This is a genomic window from Mycobacterium sp. NPDC048908 (assembly GCF_043197955.1).
Taxonomy (GTDB): Bacteria; Actinomycetota; Actinomycetes; order Mycobacteriales; family Mycobacteriaceae; genus Mycobacterium.
Genome location: NZ_JBICUE010000003.1, coordinates 387699 through 402842 on the forward strand (window position 1 = coordinate 387699; position 15144 = coordinate 402842).

Consider the following 15144-nt stretch of genomic DNA (forward strand, 5'->3'; position numbering starts at 1 on the left):
CCAGTATCGCCGAGCGCCATTTGGGTAACCTCACCTCGTGCTACTGGCCTCGCTCAACCCCTCCGCCGTCGCCGGCAGCGACGACGTCGCCGACGCGGTGCGTATCGACGGCGCCACCCTGAGCCGCAGCGACCTCGTCGGGGCTGCGACCTCGGTGGCTGAGCGGGTCGCCGCCGCCGACCGGGTAGCCGTGCTGGCCAGGCCCACCCCGGCGACCGTGTTGGCGGTGGCTGGATGCCTGATCGCGGGCGTCCCCGTTGTCCCCGTACCCGCCGACGTCGGTGCCGCCGAACGCCGTCACATACTGACCGACTCCGGCGCGCAGGTGTGGCTAGGTGAGAAGCCTGACGAAGCCGAGGGGCTGTCCCATATTCCGGTGCGTCTGCATGCCCGGTCGTGGCATCGCTATCCCGAGCCCCATCCGGACACGACAGCCCTGATCATCTATACGTCGGGCACCACCGGCCCGCCCAAAGGCGTGGTGTTGAGCAGACGCGCCGTCGCCGCCGACATCGACATGCTCGCCGAGGCCTGGCAGTGGACCGCTGACGACACGCTCGTGCACGGGCTGCCGATGTATCACGTGCACGGCCTGGTACTGGGGTTGATCGGATCGCTGCGAATCGGAAATCGATTGGTGCACACCGGAAAACCGACGCCGGAAGCGTACGCGCGGGCCGAAGGCTCGATGTACTTCGGAGTTCCGACGGTGTGGACGCGCATCGTCGGCGATGAGTCGGCGGCGCGAGCGTTGTCCTCGGCGCGGCTTCTGGTGTCGGGCAGCGCGCCGCTGCCGGTGCCGATCTTCGACAAGCTGGTCGCGCTGACCGGTCACCAGCCCGTCGAACGCTACGGGGCGACGGAGTCGCTGATCACTCTGTCCACCCGTGTCGACGGCGAGCGCAGGCCGGGTTCGGTGGGGATGCCGTTGACCGGCGTGCAGACCCGATTGGTCGACGAGCACGGCGAGACTGTGCCGCACGATTCCGAAACCATTGGGCGGCTGCAGATTCAGAGCCCGACGATGTTCGACGGCTACCTCAACAGGCCGGAAGCCACCGCCGAGGCATTCGACGCCGACTGGTATCGCACCGGCGACGTCGCGGTGATCGACGAGGCGGGCATGCACCGCATTGTCGGGCGCGAGTCCGTCGACCTGATCAAGACCGGCGGTTTCCGGGTGGGGGCAGGAGAGATCGAGACCGTGCTGCTGGGTCATCCCGGCGTCAGCGAGGTGGCGGTGGTCGGCGTGCCCGACGACGACCTCGGCCAGCGCATCGTGGCCTTCGTTGTCGGGGATGCCGATCCGCAGCATCTGATTGACTATGTCGCTCAAGAACTTTCGGTGCACAAGCGGCCGCGGGAGGTGCGATTGGTGGAACATCTGCCACGCAACGCGATGGGCAAGGTGCTGAAGAAGGAATTGACCAGATGACCTTGACGTTCGACGAGATCTGCATCGACGCCCACGACGCCGAGGCACTCGGCGCCTGGTGGTCAAAGGTGCTGGGCTGGCGGCACTACCGCGATGAGGACGGCGATGTGGTGCTGGAGGCCCCACCCGGTGCAGGACCCAACTTGCTGTTCCTCGACGTGCCCGATGACAAGGTGGTGAAGAACCGGATTCACCTCGACTTCCGGCCCGACGACCAGCAGGCCGAGGTCGACCGCGTGATCGGTCTTGGCGCACGGCATGTCGACATCGGACAAGGCGAGCAGACCTGGGTGGTGCTAGCTGATCCCGAAGGCAACGAATTCTGCATCCTCGCGGCGAACGATTGATGCGTATCTCGATTCTGCTCGTCGTGGCGGCACTCCTCGTCGGGGGATGCGCGACCGCGATCCCGGTCCAGCCGGTATCCACCACCGAGTCGCCGTTGCCTCCCGCGCCGCTGGACATCGGCCCTGCCGCGACCGACACCTATGGCGGGTGGATTCCCGACGGTCAGACGCTGAGCCCTTACGACACGTCGAATCCCGCGGTCACCAACTTGGATCCGGCGTTGCTCGGCGCGGTGCAGAAGGCCGCCGACGCGGCCAAAGCGCGGGGTGTCGATCTCAGGATCAATTCCGGGTGGCGCTCAAGAGGCTTTCAGCAGCGATTGTTCGACGACGCCGTCCGCGCCTACGGCAACGCCGACGTGGCCCGGCAGTTCGTCGCATCGCCGGACGTATCGAAACATGTTGTCGGCCAAGCAGTCGACGTCGCACCCGTCGATGCAGACAAATGGTTGATCGTCAACGGCGCGCAGTTCGGATTGTGTCAGATCTACGCGAACGAGATCTGGCACTTCGAGTTGGCACTGGACGCGCAGGGCAACTGCCCGCCACTGCTACCCAACGCGGCAGGCTAAGCGGTAGCGGGGAAGGCCTTATGGGACAGCAGAACCACCACAAGACCGATGCCAACCAACGACGCTCCCACCCAGGGCAACGACGACAGGCCCGCCGTCGGAAGCAACCAGGCGCCGATGGCAGCGCCACCGGCGATCCCCGCGTTGGCCGTCGCGTTCACCCACGCCCCTGCCAGTTCCGGCGACACCGCGTGTGTGCGCACGGCGCACGCCTGATAAATCGATGGCAGACCGCCGAACGCCCCATTCCAGACGGCCGTCGCGACGACGACGGCCACCATCAACGGCCACACGCCACCGAGCACGATCACCGCGACGACCACCGTGCCGAGCACGGCCACGGCGGCCGTTCTGGGGCTTCGGTCGAGATGCCTTCCCACCCACCACAGCGAGAGCAGTCCACAGGCCCCGCACACCAGTAGGATCGGGCCGACGAAGGCCGGCCTGACCCCACTGGACAGCAACAGCACGCTGACGAATGTGTACACCGTGAACTGGCCGAGAAACGAGAACAGATTCGACGCGGACACCGCGGCGAGCGCCGTTCGACCCGCGGTAGCCGAACGATTCGAGATCGCTTCGTGATTCACGCTCGGCAGCAACCGGCCGACGAGCAGCAGGGTGACGACCGACAGCGCGGCCAGCAAGGCGAACGATGCCCGCCAGCCCACCGCGGTGCCCAGCGACGTGGCCACGGGAACCCCGAGCACCATGCCCGCCGAGGCGCCACCGCCCGCGAGCGCCAATGCGCGGCCGACGTGCGCGCGCGACACCAGTCGCGGGGCGTATCCGATCATCAACGAAAAGAACAGCGCGTGGGTCACCCCGCCGATCGCCCGTCCGGCGGCGACGACCGCGAACACCGGCGCGACGGCGACAAGGGCATTGCTCACCGCGTACCCCAGCACGGTCATCAGCAGCAGTGGCTTTCGGCCGAACCGAGCGGTCGCGGAGGTCAGCGGTACCGCAAGCGCGGCGACCATCACCGCGTAGAGGCTGACCAACAGGCCGGTGACGGAATCGGACACTCCGAACGTGGCGCCGACCGCGGGTAGCAGTCCCACCAACGAAACCTCGGTCGTCACCGCGAGAAATGCGGCAAGCGCGAGCGACAGCAGTCCCGGCAGGCCTTGTCGGAGCCCACGCTCGGCGGCACGCTCAGCGGCTAACGTCACAGTTGCCGAATATACTCGGCCGTTGAGTCTATTCAAAGAGGAATACTACCGGCGATGGCACAGGATCCGCGGCAGGGTGCGCCCATGCGTTGGTTGGGCGCTGCTCAACTGATCGATGTGGTTCGGGCCGAACCGGGTATCACGCGCGCCGCCGCCGCGCAGCGCCTCGGCATCGGCAGCGGCGGAGCCACCGAATTGGTGGCACGAATGCGACAAGCACGCCTGCTCGACGAAACGCCTGCGCCCGCGTCCGGACGCGGAAGACCGACGACGGTATTGGGCCCTCACGCCGATGGTCCGCTGGTGATCGCGGCGGACCTACGGGTGACCGACTGGCGCCTTGCCGTCGCCGGCCTCGACGGCGTGCCGAGGCCGGTGGCACAGGCCGCGTACGCCGGCGACGCGTTGGCGCCGGTCCTCACCCAGTTGGCCGATGCGATAGCCGCCGTCTATCGACGAAACGCCAAGCGGCTCAGGGCGATAGCGATATCGGTAGCGGGCACCGTCAGCGACTCCAAATTGGTTCAGTTCACCTCCCGCGGCTGGAGTGACGTCGACCTTTCGGTGTTGACCTCGAAGATTCCGAACCGGGCCGGCATCTCTTTGTTCGTGGGCAACGACGCGACGCTGGCCGGGCTGGCGGAGGCACGTACCGGCGCCGCTCGATCAGCCGCGACTGCGCTGTATCTGATTGTCGCGCAGGGCATCGGCGGTACGTTGGTGGTCAACGGCGAGACGCTGACGGGCGCGCACGGCGCGGCGGGCGAATACGGCCACGTGCCGTTCGGGGACCCGGCGCTCGTCTGCCCGTGCGGTGCGCGCGGATGCTGGGACCTCACCGTGGACGGGCGCGCACTGGCCAGGCATCGAGGCGATCAACCGCCTGATGATCCCGTCGCATACCTGCACACCATGGTCGGAGCGCGCGATGCCGCGACCCGTCGAGCTTTCGACGCCGTTGCCGCGTCACTCGGCCGAGGTGTCGGTGGCCTGGTGAACCTGCACGATCCTGAGGTGGTCACGCTGGGCGGGGTGGCCGCGCTGATCCGGTCCGCCGCGCCGGACGTTTTCGACGCCGCCTACCGCGACGGTTTGATGGCATTCCGCAAAGCCACGCCGCCGGCCGTGCGTGACGCGCAACACGGCGAAGAGGGACCGTTGCACGGTGCGGCCGTCTTGGCGCTCGACCATGTCACCAAGCCGGCTGGGCTGGCGGACTGGGTTGGCCGGCAGCGTGATTGACGACTCAGCCGCGGACCACCTTCTCAATGAGGTCAGCGGCCAACAACCGTCCCGGCGAGTCCTGCAACCGCTTGGACGCGACGGCCAGGCGTGCCGCAAGCTGCCGGTCGTCGCTGAGCCGCTCGATCGCCGCGTGCAACTCGTCGTCGGTGAACTCGTAGGTGGAAAGGCGTACGCCGTAGCCACATTCGTCGATTCGTTGCGCGTTGTCGTATTGGTCCCAAAACAGCGGAAGCACGATCGTCGGCACCCCGAACGTGAAGGCCTCGCCGACGGTGTTGTTGCCGCCGTGAGTGATCATCACGTCGCACTGCGGCACGATCGCGGTCTGCGGGACGAACTGCTCACCCCACATCCGGTCGCCGAGTGTGAGTTGCTCGTGCAGCGGACCCATCGACACGATCACCCGGTGCGGCGTGCGGTCCAGCGAGTCGATCACCCGCTGCATCAACGGCACATCCATACATCCGAGGCTGCCCAACGACAGGTACACGAGTTTGCCGTCGGTGCCAACCTTCTCGGCGACGTCGAAATCACCATCGGAGTTCCTGGTCGACGTGTCGATTCGGCGCCACGTCGCACCGAGCGGACGCGAGCGCTGATAGTCGAGTTCGGCGGGATACATGTAGAGGTTCAAATAGGGCGAGACGTATTGGAATTCGCCATCCGGCAGCGGCGGGGCACCGCACTGCTGATGAAACGCCGACGCCCGTTCGACCAGAGGGTCGGTGAGCCGGCGGTACTCCACCCAGAATTCGTCCCATCCGCTGCGGTCCCGCGAGGGGTAGCCGGAGAAGACCGGCGGGATGTCGGGATCGGTGATCTCGAGCGGATTGGCCGACACCACCCGAATCCATGGACATCCGGCCCGCGACACCGAAGGGAAGCTGGCCACGCAGTCGTGCACGATCGCATCGGGCCGCAGATCGGCCCAGATCTCGGTCAGCCTGTCGTGTGAATACTCGGCACCCTCCACGAATTCGGCCCAGATCGGCGCAGTCACCGTCGCCAACTGCTCGATGGTCGGCCGCCGGAACTGCGGTGAGGTCTCGCGGACGAATTCCGCCCAACCGCCGCCGACGGCCTCGGGCTCCGGAGCCGCTTGGCCGGCGACATATGGCTCCGGAGCCGCTTGGCCGGCGACATCTGATTCCGACGGCGGCGGCGTCATTCGCATCAACCGCTCTTCGAAGCCACGGTTGGCGAGTTCACCTTCGAAGGATTCGTCGATGACGAAGACCGTGCGGATTTCTCGCTCCCGCAGGTGATTTCCCAGGGCGACCAGGTTGTTGGTCGGCCCCCACGCGCCGGGCTCGGGAAACAGTGCCACGGTGGGCTGGCTGCTCATGAAGGCCGAATGTACGCCGCTCAGCCGCCGCGAGCGTGCGCAAATTGCGCACCATTACCGGCGTGTCGGCGTACAGACACGCGCGCTCGCGAGGGGTGGGGAACCTAGTTGGCGTGCAAGGCTTCGTTCAGCGTGATGCCGCTGCCGTCGCGCTTGACCACCTCGACCGCACCGGACACCGAATTGCGGCGGAACAGCAGGTTGTTGGCGCCGGACAGCTCGCGCGCCTTGACGATCTCACCGTCGGCGGTCTGCACCTTCGTCCCCGCGGTCACATACAGGCCCGCCTCGACAACGCAGTCGTCGCCGAGCGAGACGCCCAACCCGGCGTTGGCGCCAAGCAGGCAGCGCTTGCCGACGGAGATGACCTGCGTGCCGCCGCCGGACAGCGTGCCCATGATCGACGCGCCGCCGCCCACATCGGAGCCGTCGTCGACGACCACGCCCGCCGAGATGCGGCCCTCGACCATCGAACTGCCCAGCGTGCCCGCGTTGTAGTTGACGAAACCCTCGTGCATGACGGTGGTGCCCGACGCCAGGTGGGCACCCAGTCGCACCCGGTCGGCGTCGGCGATGCGCACGCCGGAGGGCACCACATAGTCGACCATCCGCGGGAACTTGTCGATGCCGTAGACCGTCACCGGTCCGCGCCGGCGAAGCCGGGCCCGCACCACCTCGAAGCCGTCTACCGCACACGGGCCGTAATTGGTCCACACCACGTTGGTGAGCACGCCGAAGAAGCCGTCGGCGTTGAGTCCGTGCGGGGTCACCCGCCGGTGCGACAGCAGGTGAAGTCGCAGGTAGGCGTCGTAGGCGTCGGTGGCCTTGTCGTCCAGCGATGTGATCGTCGTGCGCACCGCCACCGTCTCGACGTCGCGGTCATCGTCGCGGCCGGTCAGCTCGGCCAGCTCGTCGGGCACCTCGGCGACCGACAGCCGCACGGTGCCGGTCGGGCCGTCGGCACCCAGTTCGGGCGCCGGGAACCAGGTGTCGAGTACGGATCCGTCGGCGGCGATGGTCGCCAAGCCGACGCCTGAAGCAGAAGTCACGTCGCCAAAGGCTACTCGACTAACCTCAAGGCCTGTGGGCCTGGATTTACACGGCGACCCCGTCGCGCTGACCGCGGCGCTGGTGGACATCCCTAGCGAGTCGCGCGACGAGCAGCGCATCGCCGACGAAATTGAGGCCGCGCTGCGCGAGCAGACCACCGGCTTCGAGGTGGTGCGCAACGGCAACGCGGTGCTGGCCCGCACCTCGCTGGGTCGGCCGTCGCGGGTCTTGCTCGCCGGCCACACCGACACTGTGCCGATCGCGGACAACCTGCCCAGCCGAATGGACGGCGGCGAGTTACACGGCTGCGGCACCTCCGACATGAAATCCGGCGACGCGGTGTTTCTGCACCTCGCCGCGACGGTCGCGGACCCCGCGCACGACCTGACGCTGGTGATGTACGACTGCGAGGAAATCGAGTCGGCCGCCAACGGCCTGGGCCGCATCGAACGCGAGCTACCCGACTGGCTTCACGCCGATGTCGCGATCCTCGGCGAGCCGTCGGGCGGCTACATCGAGGCCGGCTGTCAGGGCACGCTGCGCGTCGTGGTCAGCGCAACAGGCACCCGTGCGCACTCGGCTCGATCGTGGTTGGGCGACAACGCCATTCACAAACTCGGCGAGGTGCTGGCCAGGTTGAAGGCATACCAGGCGCGCAGTGTCGACATCGACGGCTGCGTCTATCGCGAGGGGCTGTCGGCCGTGCGCATCGACGGTGGCGTCGCGGGTAACGTCATCCCGGATGCGGCGTCGGTGACCGTGAACTTTCGCTTCGCTCCCGACCGCAGCGTCGAGCAGGCGCTTCACCACGTTTACCAGGTGCTGGACGGGCTGGACGTGCACATCGAACTAACCGACTCTGCGCCGGGCGCCTTGCCTGGCCTGACCAAGCCTGCCGCCGCTGCGCTCGTCGAGGCCGCAGGCGGACAGGTGCGCGCCAAATACGGCTGGACTGACGTGGCGCGCTTTGCGGCGCTGGGCATTCCGGCCGTCAACTACGGCCCGGGTGACCCGAACCTCGCGCACCGCGCCGACGAACGCGTCGACGTCGCCGCGATCAGCGCATCCGCCGACATGCTGCGCGGATATTTATCCGCTTGACCCCATCCGTACCCTGGAGGCATGTGAGTCAGCGACAGCCATCGGCCGTCCGTCCGTGCATCGTCACGAGAGATCACTCACATGTCCATTACCTGTTCCAACCTGTCCATTTCCTGGTCCGATGGCACGCCGCTGTTCGAGGATCTGTCGTTCACCGTCGGCGACGGCCGCACCGGGCTGGTAGCGCCGAACGGTGCCGGAAAGAGCTCGCTGCTCAAGCTGATCGCGGGCGAATACCGGCCTACCGCAGGGACAATCGTCGTAGACGGCACCGTCGGCTATCTCCCGCAGACGCTGCCGTTCGCTGCTGATCAGCGCGTCGCCGAGTTGCTAGAGGTGGCTCCCGTCCTCGATGCGCTCGCGGCGTTGGCCGCGGGCGATGCACGCGAAGAAGTGTTCACCGCAATCGGCGACGACTGGGATATCGAGGAGCGCACCCGCGCCCAGCTGGACCGGTTGGGCCTTGGCGATCTCGACTTCGACCGACGGCTGGGATCACTGTCCGGCGGTGAGGTCGTGTCACTCGGGTTGGCGGGGCAATTGGTCAAGCGGCCCGACGTGCTGCTGCTCGACGAGCCGACCAACAATCTGGACGTCGACGCCAGGCATCGGCTCTACGCGGCGCTGGACGACTACCCCGGATGTCTGCTGCTCGTCAGCCACGATCGGGTGCTGCTTGACCGGATGGACCGCATCGCCGAGCTCTATCACGGCGAAATGATGTGCTACGGCGGCAATTTCACCATGTATCAAGAGGCCGTGCAGGACACGCGGCAGGCTGCCGAAGCCAACCTGCGCAATGCCGAGCAGCAGCTGAAACGCGAGAAGCGGCAGCGACAGGAGGCTCATGAGCGGGCCGCGAGACGGTCGAGCGCTGCGGCGCGCAACCTGAAGAATGCGGGGCTGCCGAAAATCGTCGCAGGCAAGTTGAAGCGCGATGCCCAGGAGTCGGCGGGCAGGGCCGACGACGTGCACGCCAAACGGTTGCACGAGGCGCGGGCTCAGGTCGACGAGGCCGAACGGGCGCTTCGCGACGACGATGTGATCGTGCTCGACCTGCCCGACACCACGGTGCCCGCGGGGCGCACCATCTTTCACAGTGAAGGCCTGCAGGCCTGTCGTGGCGGGCGAAAGCTGTTTGCTGACAACGGGATCGACCTGGATATCGGCGGCGCGGAACGCATCGCGCTGACCGGGGCCAACGGTGCAGGCAAGTCGACGCTGCTGCGCATCATCGGCGGAGATGTGCCACCCGATGCGGGGATGGTGACGCGTGCCGACGGCCGCATCGCCTACTTGTCGCAACGCCTGGATCTGCTGGACGAAGAGCGCACCGTGGCGGAGAGTCTGGCCGCATACGCACCGAGCCTGACGCATACCCGAAGGATGCATCTGCTGGCCCAATTCCTGTTCAGCGGCAACCGGATTCATCTTCCCGTGGCGGCGCTGTCGGGTGGTGAGCGACTGCGCGCCACGTTGGCTTGCGTGCTCTACGCACAGCCCGCCCCGCAGTTGCTGCTGCTCGACGAACCCACCAACAACCTGGACCTGCTCAGCGTCACGCAACTGGAGGCGGCGCTCAATGCCTACCGGGGTGCGTTCGTCGTGGTCAGCCATGACGAGCGGTTCCTCGGTGAGATCGGGATCCAGCGTCGGCTGCGGCTGCTGGAGGGCCGGTTGGAGTCGATTTAGCGGACCGACAGCTACCGCAGGCACGGTAAATTCGAGCGCATGGCAATCGAGCCCGACAGCAGCCCATACGGGTCGCAGACGGTAACGGGTCCCGGCTGGCCGAATGTTGACGAGGAGATGTTGGCGGCTACCGCGGCGAACTATGAGGCACTGGCCGCGAAGATCACCGGAGCCGTCGTGCCCCAGCAACAAGGCCAGCTGATGAAGCTTGCCGACGTCTGGGAGGGTGCCGGGGCGCTGGCGGCCACCGGCGAGGCGACCACGATCATCGGCGGCCACGAGGCCAACGCCGCGCACGCCGCGGCGATCGCGGGCAAGCTGCGGGCGATGGAAGCCACTGTGGTGAAGGCGAAGATGCTGGCGAACACCATCGCTCAAGAGGTCCAGCACGAGTGTGAGGCGCTCTCGGCCATGCCGTTCAGCAATACCCAGGAGTTGGTGCAAAGCCGGATCAAGATGGGGTTGTCGCAGAACATCGCCAACGTGACGGCCCACACGACGGAGCTCGCCAACACCCTTGGCGTGCCTCCGAGCATTCCGTTTCCCGGTGCCGCGCCGTCGGTGCCCGGCGGTAAGGAGGCGAAGGACACCAGCGAGGAGGCCACGAAGCAGGCGGGCCAGGGTTCGCAGCAGGCGATGCAGATGATGAGCCAGATGGGCTCGATGCCCGCGCAATTGCCCATGCAGCTGGGCCAGGCGGTGTTGGCGGTGCCGCAGCAGATGGGTCAGCAGCTGGCCCAGCCGCTTCAACAGCTGACGTCGATGTTCGGCAAGGGCGGGAAGGCGGATTCCCTTGGTGCCGCCGGCCTGCCGTTCTCGACGTTCTCCAACCACCCGCTGGCGGGGGGTTCCGGCGCTGGCGGAGGCTCCGGCATGGTGCGGTCGGCGTCGCTGCCCGGCGCGGGGGGAAGTCCGCTGCAGACGCCGCAGATGGCGAATCTGGTCGGCACCAGATCGGTGAGCACCGCGCCGGCAGAGGGCGCGACGGCCGGAACCAGTGCGTCGGGTGGGGCCGCGCCGGTGGCTGCGGGCAGCGGCATGGGCGGCATGGCCCCGATGATGGGGCAGCGCGGCGAAAGTGGCGGTATGAGTGCGAGCTTGGCGGTGCCCGCGCCGCTCGACTATGACCTTGCCGAGGACGACGTCGACGATGATTGGTGACTTGCGATGACTGACCCGCTGCGCAAACCCGAGGGCCTGAGCTGGGACCCGGCGTCCGTCGAGCTTCCCGAGATCCCGATGCTTTCCGCCGGACAGGACGCGTTGAGTGCCACCATCTCGGCAGTGCTGCCGACGCTGGCCGCCCCGCTGGCGGCGAACGTCGCGACGCTGCAGGCCAAGGAGGGCATGTTCGCCGGCAAGCTGGGCGTCGCGCAGGCGGCGTACCAGAATTCGGATGACGCCGGTTCGCAATCGGTCGGACACGTAGTCGGCATGCTCGGCCAGCTGGGGCAGCAAGCGGGCCAGATGGGGCAGATGGCCGGCGCGCCCGCGCAGGCGATCGGCGGGCAGACCGGCATGTTCGGCTCACTCATGCAGCAGGCCATGCAGGCCGCGCAGGGCGGTGGGGGAGGCCAGCCGGCAGCGGGCGCGCCGCCCGCCACAGCCGCGGCCCCGAGTTCACCGGCCGCAGCGGCCGCCGCGCCCCCGCCCGTGCGCGAGAATCCTGCACAGGCCCCGCAATCCCACGAACCCCGGCGCGAACCGCTGCACCGCTTGGAAACAAACGATCGCGCCGGGGCGGGACCGTCGGAGGGCGGCAAGCAGGGCCACGCCCCGGTGAAGCAGCCGGAGCACCAAAGTCACCGCAGCGAGGACGATCTCGGCCGCAGGCTCTGATGGCTGACAAAGCCGATTACGTGTAGCGCCCTTCTCGGCGAGAGTCAATGGGTTCCGTGCGCTCGCCCGCAGTCTCGGCGGGCGCCTTGCCTGCGCGCGCGGTGTCGCCCGCGGCGGCCTGATCTCCTTTTTCGTCGACCTTCTCGGCGGCTGACGACGCCACCTGCGACACCTGTTGGGCGATCTGCTGCGCACCCTGCAGGACCTGTTGCGGAACCTGTTGCAGCCCTTGGCCAATGCCCTGCAACGGCTGGGTGATGGACTGTGCCACCTGGCCGACCTGCTGGCCGACCTGTCCCATCACGTCTGCGCCGCCACCCGCACCCGACGCGCCGGCCGCTGCTGTCGACGTGTCCGCGGGAGCGCCAGACGATCCCGGCGAGCCTTCCAAAGCTTCTGCAGCGGCGCGCAACGTCGCTGCGCCCTTCTGATCGCCGTGCTCGTACATCTGCGCGGCCTTCTGCAGCAGTTCCGAAATGGTCTGCGCGGAAGACGATGTCGCTTGCAGCGTGCCCTGACGACCGCCGAGCACCTGGCTCAGTGCACTGCTGACAGACGAGGCGATCGCCCCGTGACTGGTCTGCACCCCCGCGGCCTCCGGTGCGGCCACCCCCATCAACTGCGACAATCCAGCCGCCACTTCGTCGTGGATCTGCGAGTACGACCGCACGCTGTCGGGCTGGACGTACAGTGGGTCACTCATTTCGATCCTCCATACCGAAGTCGTTGGCGTAATTCATCTTTGACGGTCCTCTGTGTCAACTCAGAAATGCGATGAGGGAATAAACGCTTGCGATCACCGGCAACACCGGCGCTACTGCGATACCCAGGGCGATGGAACGTCTCTCGGATCCTCGAAGTTGCCGGGTCAGCGCAAACGAAAGAGTCAGTATCACCCCGAGGTATACGATGATCATGAATCTTATTGGGATGGTGACGGTTAGAGCGGTTATCCCAACCAGCCACAGAACGTATCCCATCACCATGCCGGGTAGGACCGCCGCCGATCGCTCAATCATCTTTGGCTTCATCCGCTAGACCGTGACTCCGCCGGAGCTGTGTGGCGAGGCGGGCAGTCGGCTGCCGAGATTGTCTGCGAATACTTGCGACCCTTCGCCAAAGGATTTTCGGGCGCCCGACCACACGGACAGGAAGGCGTCGATCATGCCCACTGCGCCAACCTCCAGCTATTACGACAGCTCACTCAAGTCTATGAGGACCGATCCGACCCTTCCGTCACCAATTCGGCAGTCAGACGCGTTCGGCTTGCGCGGCAGCGGCGGCCGCCGCGCGCTTCATGCCGATCGCGTCGAACCGAGCCGACACCGCGTTCAGTGCTTCCGCGTCTTTGGCGACCAACGCCCGCGCATGCGCAAGCGCCAACTGCCCCAGCGCACAGTCGACTTCGCCGGTGAGCCGCGCGATGCCGTCGGCTGCCCGGAGGTCGCCGAGCCGTGCCGCGTCCAGCAGCGCGCGCAGCGCCACCGCGGTCTGACCGCCGCGCTCGGCGGCCTTCGCCGCGTCGCGCGCCGCCGCGACCGCCCCGTGCTCGTCGCGTCGCGCCCACATCGTCCACGCGCGCGCCAACGAAAGCTCCGGTGCGAACAGCATCGACTTCAACCCGTGCCGGGATTCCGCGCGCGACAGGATCTTTCCGGCCTCGGCTGTCTCACCCAACTGCCCCAGCGCCTGCGCCAACAACATCAACGCCAGCGGACCCCACGAATACCCGGTCGGCGCGAGTGCCGCGGTGGCGCCGCGCAACAGCGACACCGCCGACTCCAACTCGCCCTTGGCGATCAACACGTCGGCAACCAGCACCTCACCGATCGCGCGGCCGGGCTGCTGCAGCTGCGCAAAGTCGGTGAGCCGCTGGCCCAAGGCCTGCGCCCGGTCCAGCTCGCCCGCCATCACCAGCGCCGTCGTCTGGCCGAACCCGCTGGTGAACCGCAACAGGCCGGGATGCCCGGCCGCGATCGCGCGCTCGGCCAGCGCGTCCACCTCACTGAACCGGCCCATCCGCGCCGCGCTCAGCGCCGCCGCGGCCGCAGCCCAGCCGACGGCGGTGTCGTCAGCGGCCGGCGACGACAGCACCTCGTCGGCGATCGACTTCGCCCGGCTCGGGCCACCTGCGTTCATCGCGAACGTGGCCGACAGCGCGTCCAGTGTGGTCTGCGCGGCCGGTGTCGACACCCGGCCCCGCGTCGTCCGCAGAAACGCCGTCGCCCGTTCCGGCTCCGAAAGCATCCAGAACTGGTTGGCCGCGCGCGGTAGCGCCCACGCCATCAGCTCGGTCTCGGACAGCGTCGACGGTTCCACACCGCCGAGCACCGCGTCGGCCTCGCGGCCGCGACCCTGCCACGCCAGTGCGTAGGCCAGTGTCAGTCGGGTCCCCAGATCGGAGGATCGATCGACCGCAGCGCGGGCCAACCGCTCGGCGAACTCGAGATCGCCCAGCCGCAGCGCATCCTCGGCCGCGGCGGCCAGATCGGCCACCGGCTGCGGGCTGTCGCTGTCGAGTGCGAGCACCGCGAACCGCAGTCGCTCCACCACGCCGACCGGCGGCGCCAGCCGATTCACCAACTCCGTTCGCAGCCGCCGCAACTCCGGCCCGCCGAGCGCGTCGCGGACGGCCTCGACGAACAACGGATGCCCAGGCCGAACGAGGTCCCCGTCGACGACCACGGCGCCCGCCGCCTGCGCATCGGCCACGTCACCTGCCAGCGCAGCGACGTCGGCGCGCGTCAGCGGGTCGGCGACGGCCAGATACTCCAACACCCGGTGCGCCGGGCCCGGCAGCGACCCGACGAATTCCCGGACAAGAGCTGCCTGCCTGCTGTCGTCGTGGCCAGGCGGGTCCACGTCGACCCTGGCCAGCAGGTCGTCCCGCCACAGCGCCGAGATCTCGTCGGCCACGACGCTATTCGGGTCGACGGTGACGATCGTCTTCACCGCGCCGCTGACCGCAAGCTGGTAGACCAACGCCGCGGACAGCTTGTCGAGCAGGTGCGCGTCATCAACGATCAGCAGCCTGCCATCGCTCAGCGACTCACGCGCGGTCCGCAGCACCTCCGCCGTCTTACCGGAGTCGGGCACCTCGATGAGGTGGTTGAAGGCGGCGAACGGAACCGCGTCCGCTGTCCCGGTGACCCAGTCGACGCGATCGAACTGTGCGGTCAACCGGTCGGCCGTCGCGCGCGCCAACCATGTCTTGCCGACACCCGCGGACCCGATGAGCACTGCGCCCGCCTGCTCGCGGAGACCCGCTTCGACCAACTCCAGTGCCGGTTCGGGCGGCGCGGTTACCCACTCAACTGGCACCGCCGGAGACTATCGCTACGTT

13 protein-coding genes are annotated in these 15144 nt (G+C 67.7%); 8 read left to right on the forward strand and 5 right to left on the reverse strand.

All coding sequences use genetic code 11. The features are described 5' to 3' along the window. Positions 1 to 37: 37 nt before the first annotated feature. Genes ACGFK1_RS10805 through ACGFK1_RS10815 form a run of 3 tightly spaced genes read left to right on the forward strand, consistent with a single transcriptional unit; the run spans position 38 to position 2354 of the window. Positions 38 to 1435 (forward strand): acyl-CoA synthetase, encoded by a 1398-nt coding sequence (locus ACGFK1_RS10805; protein ID WP_393428246.1) that lies wholly within the window; start codon positions 38 to 40, stop codon positions 1433 to 1435. Next, positions 1432 to 1782, forward strand: a complete 351-nt coding sequence (locus ACGFK1_RS10810) for a VOC family protein (RefSeq protein WP_393428247.1) — start codon at positions 1432 to 1434, stop codon at positions 1780 to 1782. The genes ACGFK1_RS10805 and ACGFK1_RS10810 overlap by 4 nt, the downstream gene beginning before the upstream one ends. Further along, positions 1782 to 2354 carry a M15 family metallopeptidase gene (locus ACGFK1_RS10815; protein WP_393428248.1) on the forward strand — a complete coding sequence of 191 codons (573 nt, stop codon included), beginning with the start codon at positions 1782 to 1784 and terminating at the stop codon, positions 2352 to 2354. The genes ACGFK1_RS10810 and ACGFK1_RS10815 overlap by 1 nt, the downstream gene beginning before the upstream one ends. On the opposite strand, the gene ACGFK1_RS10820 is transcribed toward ACGFK1_RS10815, so the two are convergent. After that, the gene (locus ACGFK1_RS10820) at positions 2351 to 3529 is read right to left on the reverse strand and encodes an MFS transporter (RefSeq protein WP_393428249.1); all 1179 of its coding nucleotides are present in this window, start codon (positions 3527 to 3529) and stop codon (positions 2351 to 2353) included. The genes ACGFK1_RS10815 and ACGFK1_RS10820 overlap by 4 nt on opposite strands. An 84-nt stretch (positions 3530 to 3613) precedes the next feature. On the opposite strand from ACGFK1_RS10820, the gene ACGFK1_RS10825 reads away from it, so the two are divergent. Then, positions 3614 to 4771 carry an ROK family transcriptional regulator gene (locus ACGFK1_RS10825; protein ID WP_393428250.1) on the forward strand — a complete coding sequence of 386 codons (1158 nt, stop codon included), beginning with the start codon at positions 3614 to 3616 and terminating at the stop codon, positions 4769 to 4771. Positions 4772 to 4775: 4 nt separating this feature from the next. On the opposite strand, the gene ACGFK1_RS10830 is transcribed toward ACGFK1_RS10825, so the two are convergent. Continuing rightward, complete coding sequence (locus ACGFK1_RS10830) at positions 4776 to 6119, reverse strand: nucleotide disphospho-sugar-binding domain-containing protein (protein WP_393428251.1); 1344 nt, start codon at positions 6117 to 6119, stop codon at positions 4776 to 4778. A 104-nt stretch (positions 6120 to 6223) separates the two neighbouring features. Further along, the gene (dapD, locus tag ACGFK1_RS10835; protein WP_393428252.1) at positions 6224 to 7168 is read right to left on the reverse strand and encodes a 2,3,4,5-tetrahydropyridine-2,6-dicarboxylate N-succinyltransferase; all 945 of its coding nucleotides are present in this window, start codon (positions 7166 to 7168) and stop codon (positions 6224 to 6226) included. Between the two features lie 34 nt (positions 7169 to 7202). Here dapD and dapE point away from each other — a divergent pair, with 34 nt between their 5' ends. The 4 genes from dapE (at position 7203) to ACGFK1_RS10855 (ending at position 11801) form a co-directional block, all read left to right on the forward strand. Continuing rightward, positions 7203 to 8270 (forward strand): succinyl-diaminopimelate desuccinylase, encoded by a 1068-nt coding sequence (gene dapE / locus ACGFK1_RS10840; RefSeq protein WP_393428253.1) that lies wholly within the window; start codon positions 7203 to 7205, stop codon positions 8268 to 8270. An 81-nt stretch (positions 8271 to 8351) separates the two neighbouring features. Beyond that, complete coding sequence (locus ACGFK1_RS10845; protein WP_393428254.1) at positions 8352 to 9962, forward strand: ABC-F family ATP-binding cassette domain-containing protein; 1611 nt, start codon at positions 8352 to 8354, stop codon at positions 9960 to 9962. A gap of 39 nt (positions 9963 to 10001) precedes the next feature. Continuing rightward, positions 10002 to 11123 carry a hypothetical protein gene (locus ACGFK1_RS10850; RefSeq protein ID WP_393428255.1) on the forward strand — a complete coding sequence of 374 codons (1122 nt, stop codon included), beginning with the start codon at positions 10002 to 10004 and terminating at the stop codon, positions 11121 to 11123. A gap of 6 nt (positions 11124 to 11129) precedes the next feature. Beyond that, positions 11130 to 11801 (forward strand): hypothetical protein, encoded by a 672-nt coding sequence (locus tag ACGFK1_RS10855; RefSeq protein WP_393428256.1) that lies wholly within the window; start codon positions 11130 to 11132, stop codon positions 11799 to 11801. Positions 11802 to 11817: 16 nt separating this feature from the next. On the opposite strand, the gene ACGFK1_RS10860 is transcribed toward ACGFK1_RS10855, so the two are convergent. Together ACGFK1_RS10860 and ACGFK1_RS10865 are read right to left on the reverse strand one after the other, a co-directional pair. Continuing rightward, a complete protein-coding gene (locus ACGFK1_RS10860; protein ID WP_393428257.1) occupies positions 11818 to 12504 on the reverse strand; it encodes a type VII secretion target in 687 nt (228 codons plus the stop codon). Between the two features lie 548 nt (positions 12505 to 13052). Continuing rightward, entirely contained in the window at positions 13053 to 15122 is a 2070-nt protein-coding gene (locus ACGFK1_RS10865; protein WP_393428258.1) for an AAA family ATPase, read from the reverse strand. Positions 15123 to 15144 lie beyond the last annotated feature (22 nt).

Excerpts from the sequence above, each read along its gene's own strand:
- ACGFK1_RS10850 (WP_393428255.1), top strand. The coding sequence starts at position 10,002 with ATGGCAATCGAGCCCGACAGCAGCCCATACGGGTCGCAGACGGTAACG.
- ACGFK1_RS10860 (WP_393428257.1), bottom strand. The coding sequence starts at position 12,504 with ATGAGTGACCCACTGTACGTCCAGCCCGACAGCGTGCGGTCGTACTCG.
- ACGFK1_RS10845 (WP_393428254.1), top strand. The coding sequence starts at position 8,352 with ATGTCCATTACCTGTTCCAACCTGTCCATTTCCTGGTCCGATGGCACG.
- ACGFK1_RS10825 (WP_393428250.1), top strand. The coding sequence starts at position 3,614 with ATGCGTTGGTTGGGCGCTGCTCAACTGATCGATGTGGTTCGGGCCGAA.
- ACGFK1_RS10855 (WP_393428256.1), top strand. The coding sequence starts at position 11,130 with ATGACTGACCCGCTGCGCAAACCCGAGGGCCTGAGCTGGGACCCGGCG.
- ACGFK1_RS10815 (WP_393428248.1), top strand. The coding sequence starts at position 1,782 with ATGCGTATCTCGATTCTGCTCGTCGTGGCGGCACTCCTCGTCGGGGGA.
- ACGFK1_RS10810 (WP_393428247.1), top strand. The coding sequence starts at position 1,432 with ATGACCTTGACGTTCGACGAGATCTGCATCGACGCCCACGACGCCGAG.
- ACGFK1_RS10830 (WP_393428251.1), bottom strand. The coding sequence starts at position 6,119 with ATGAGCAGCCAGCCCACCGTGGCACTGTTTCCCGAGCCCGGCGCGTGG.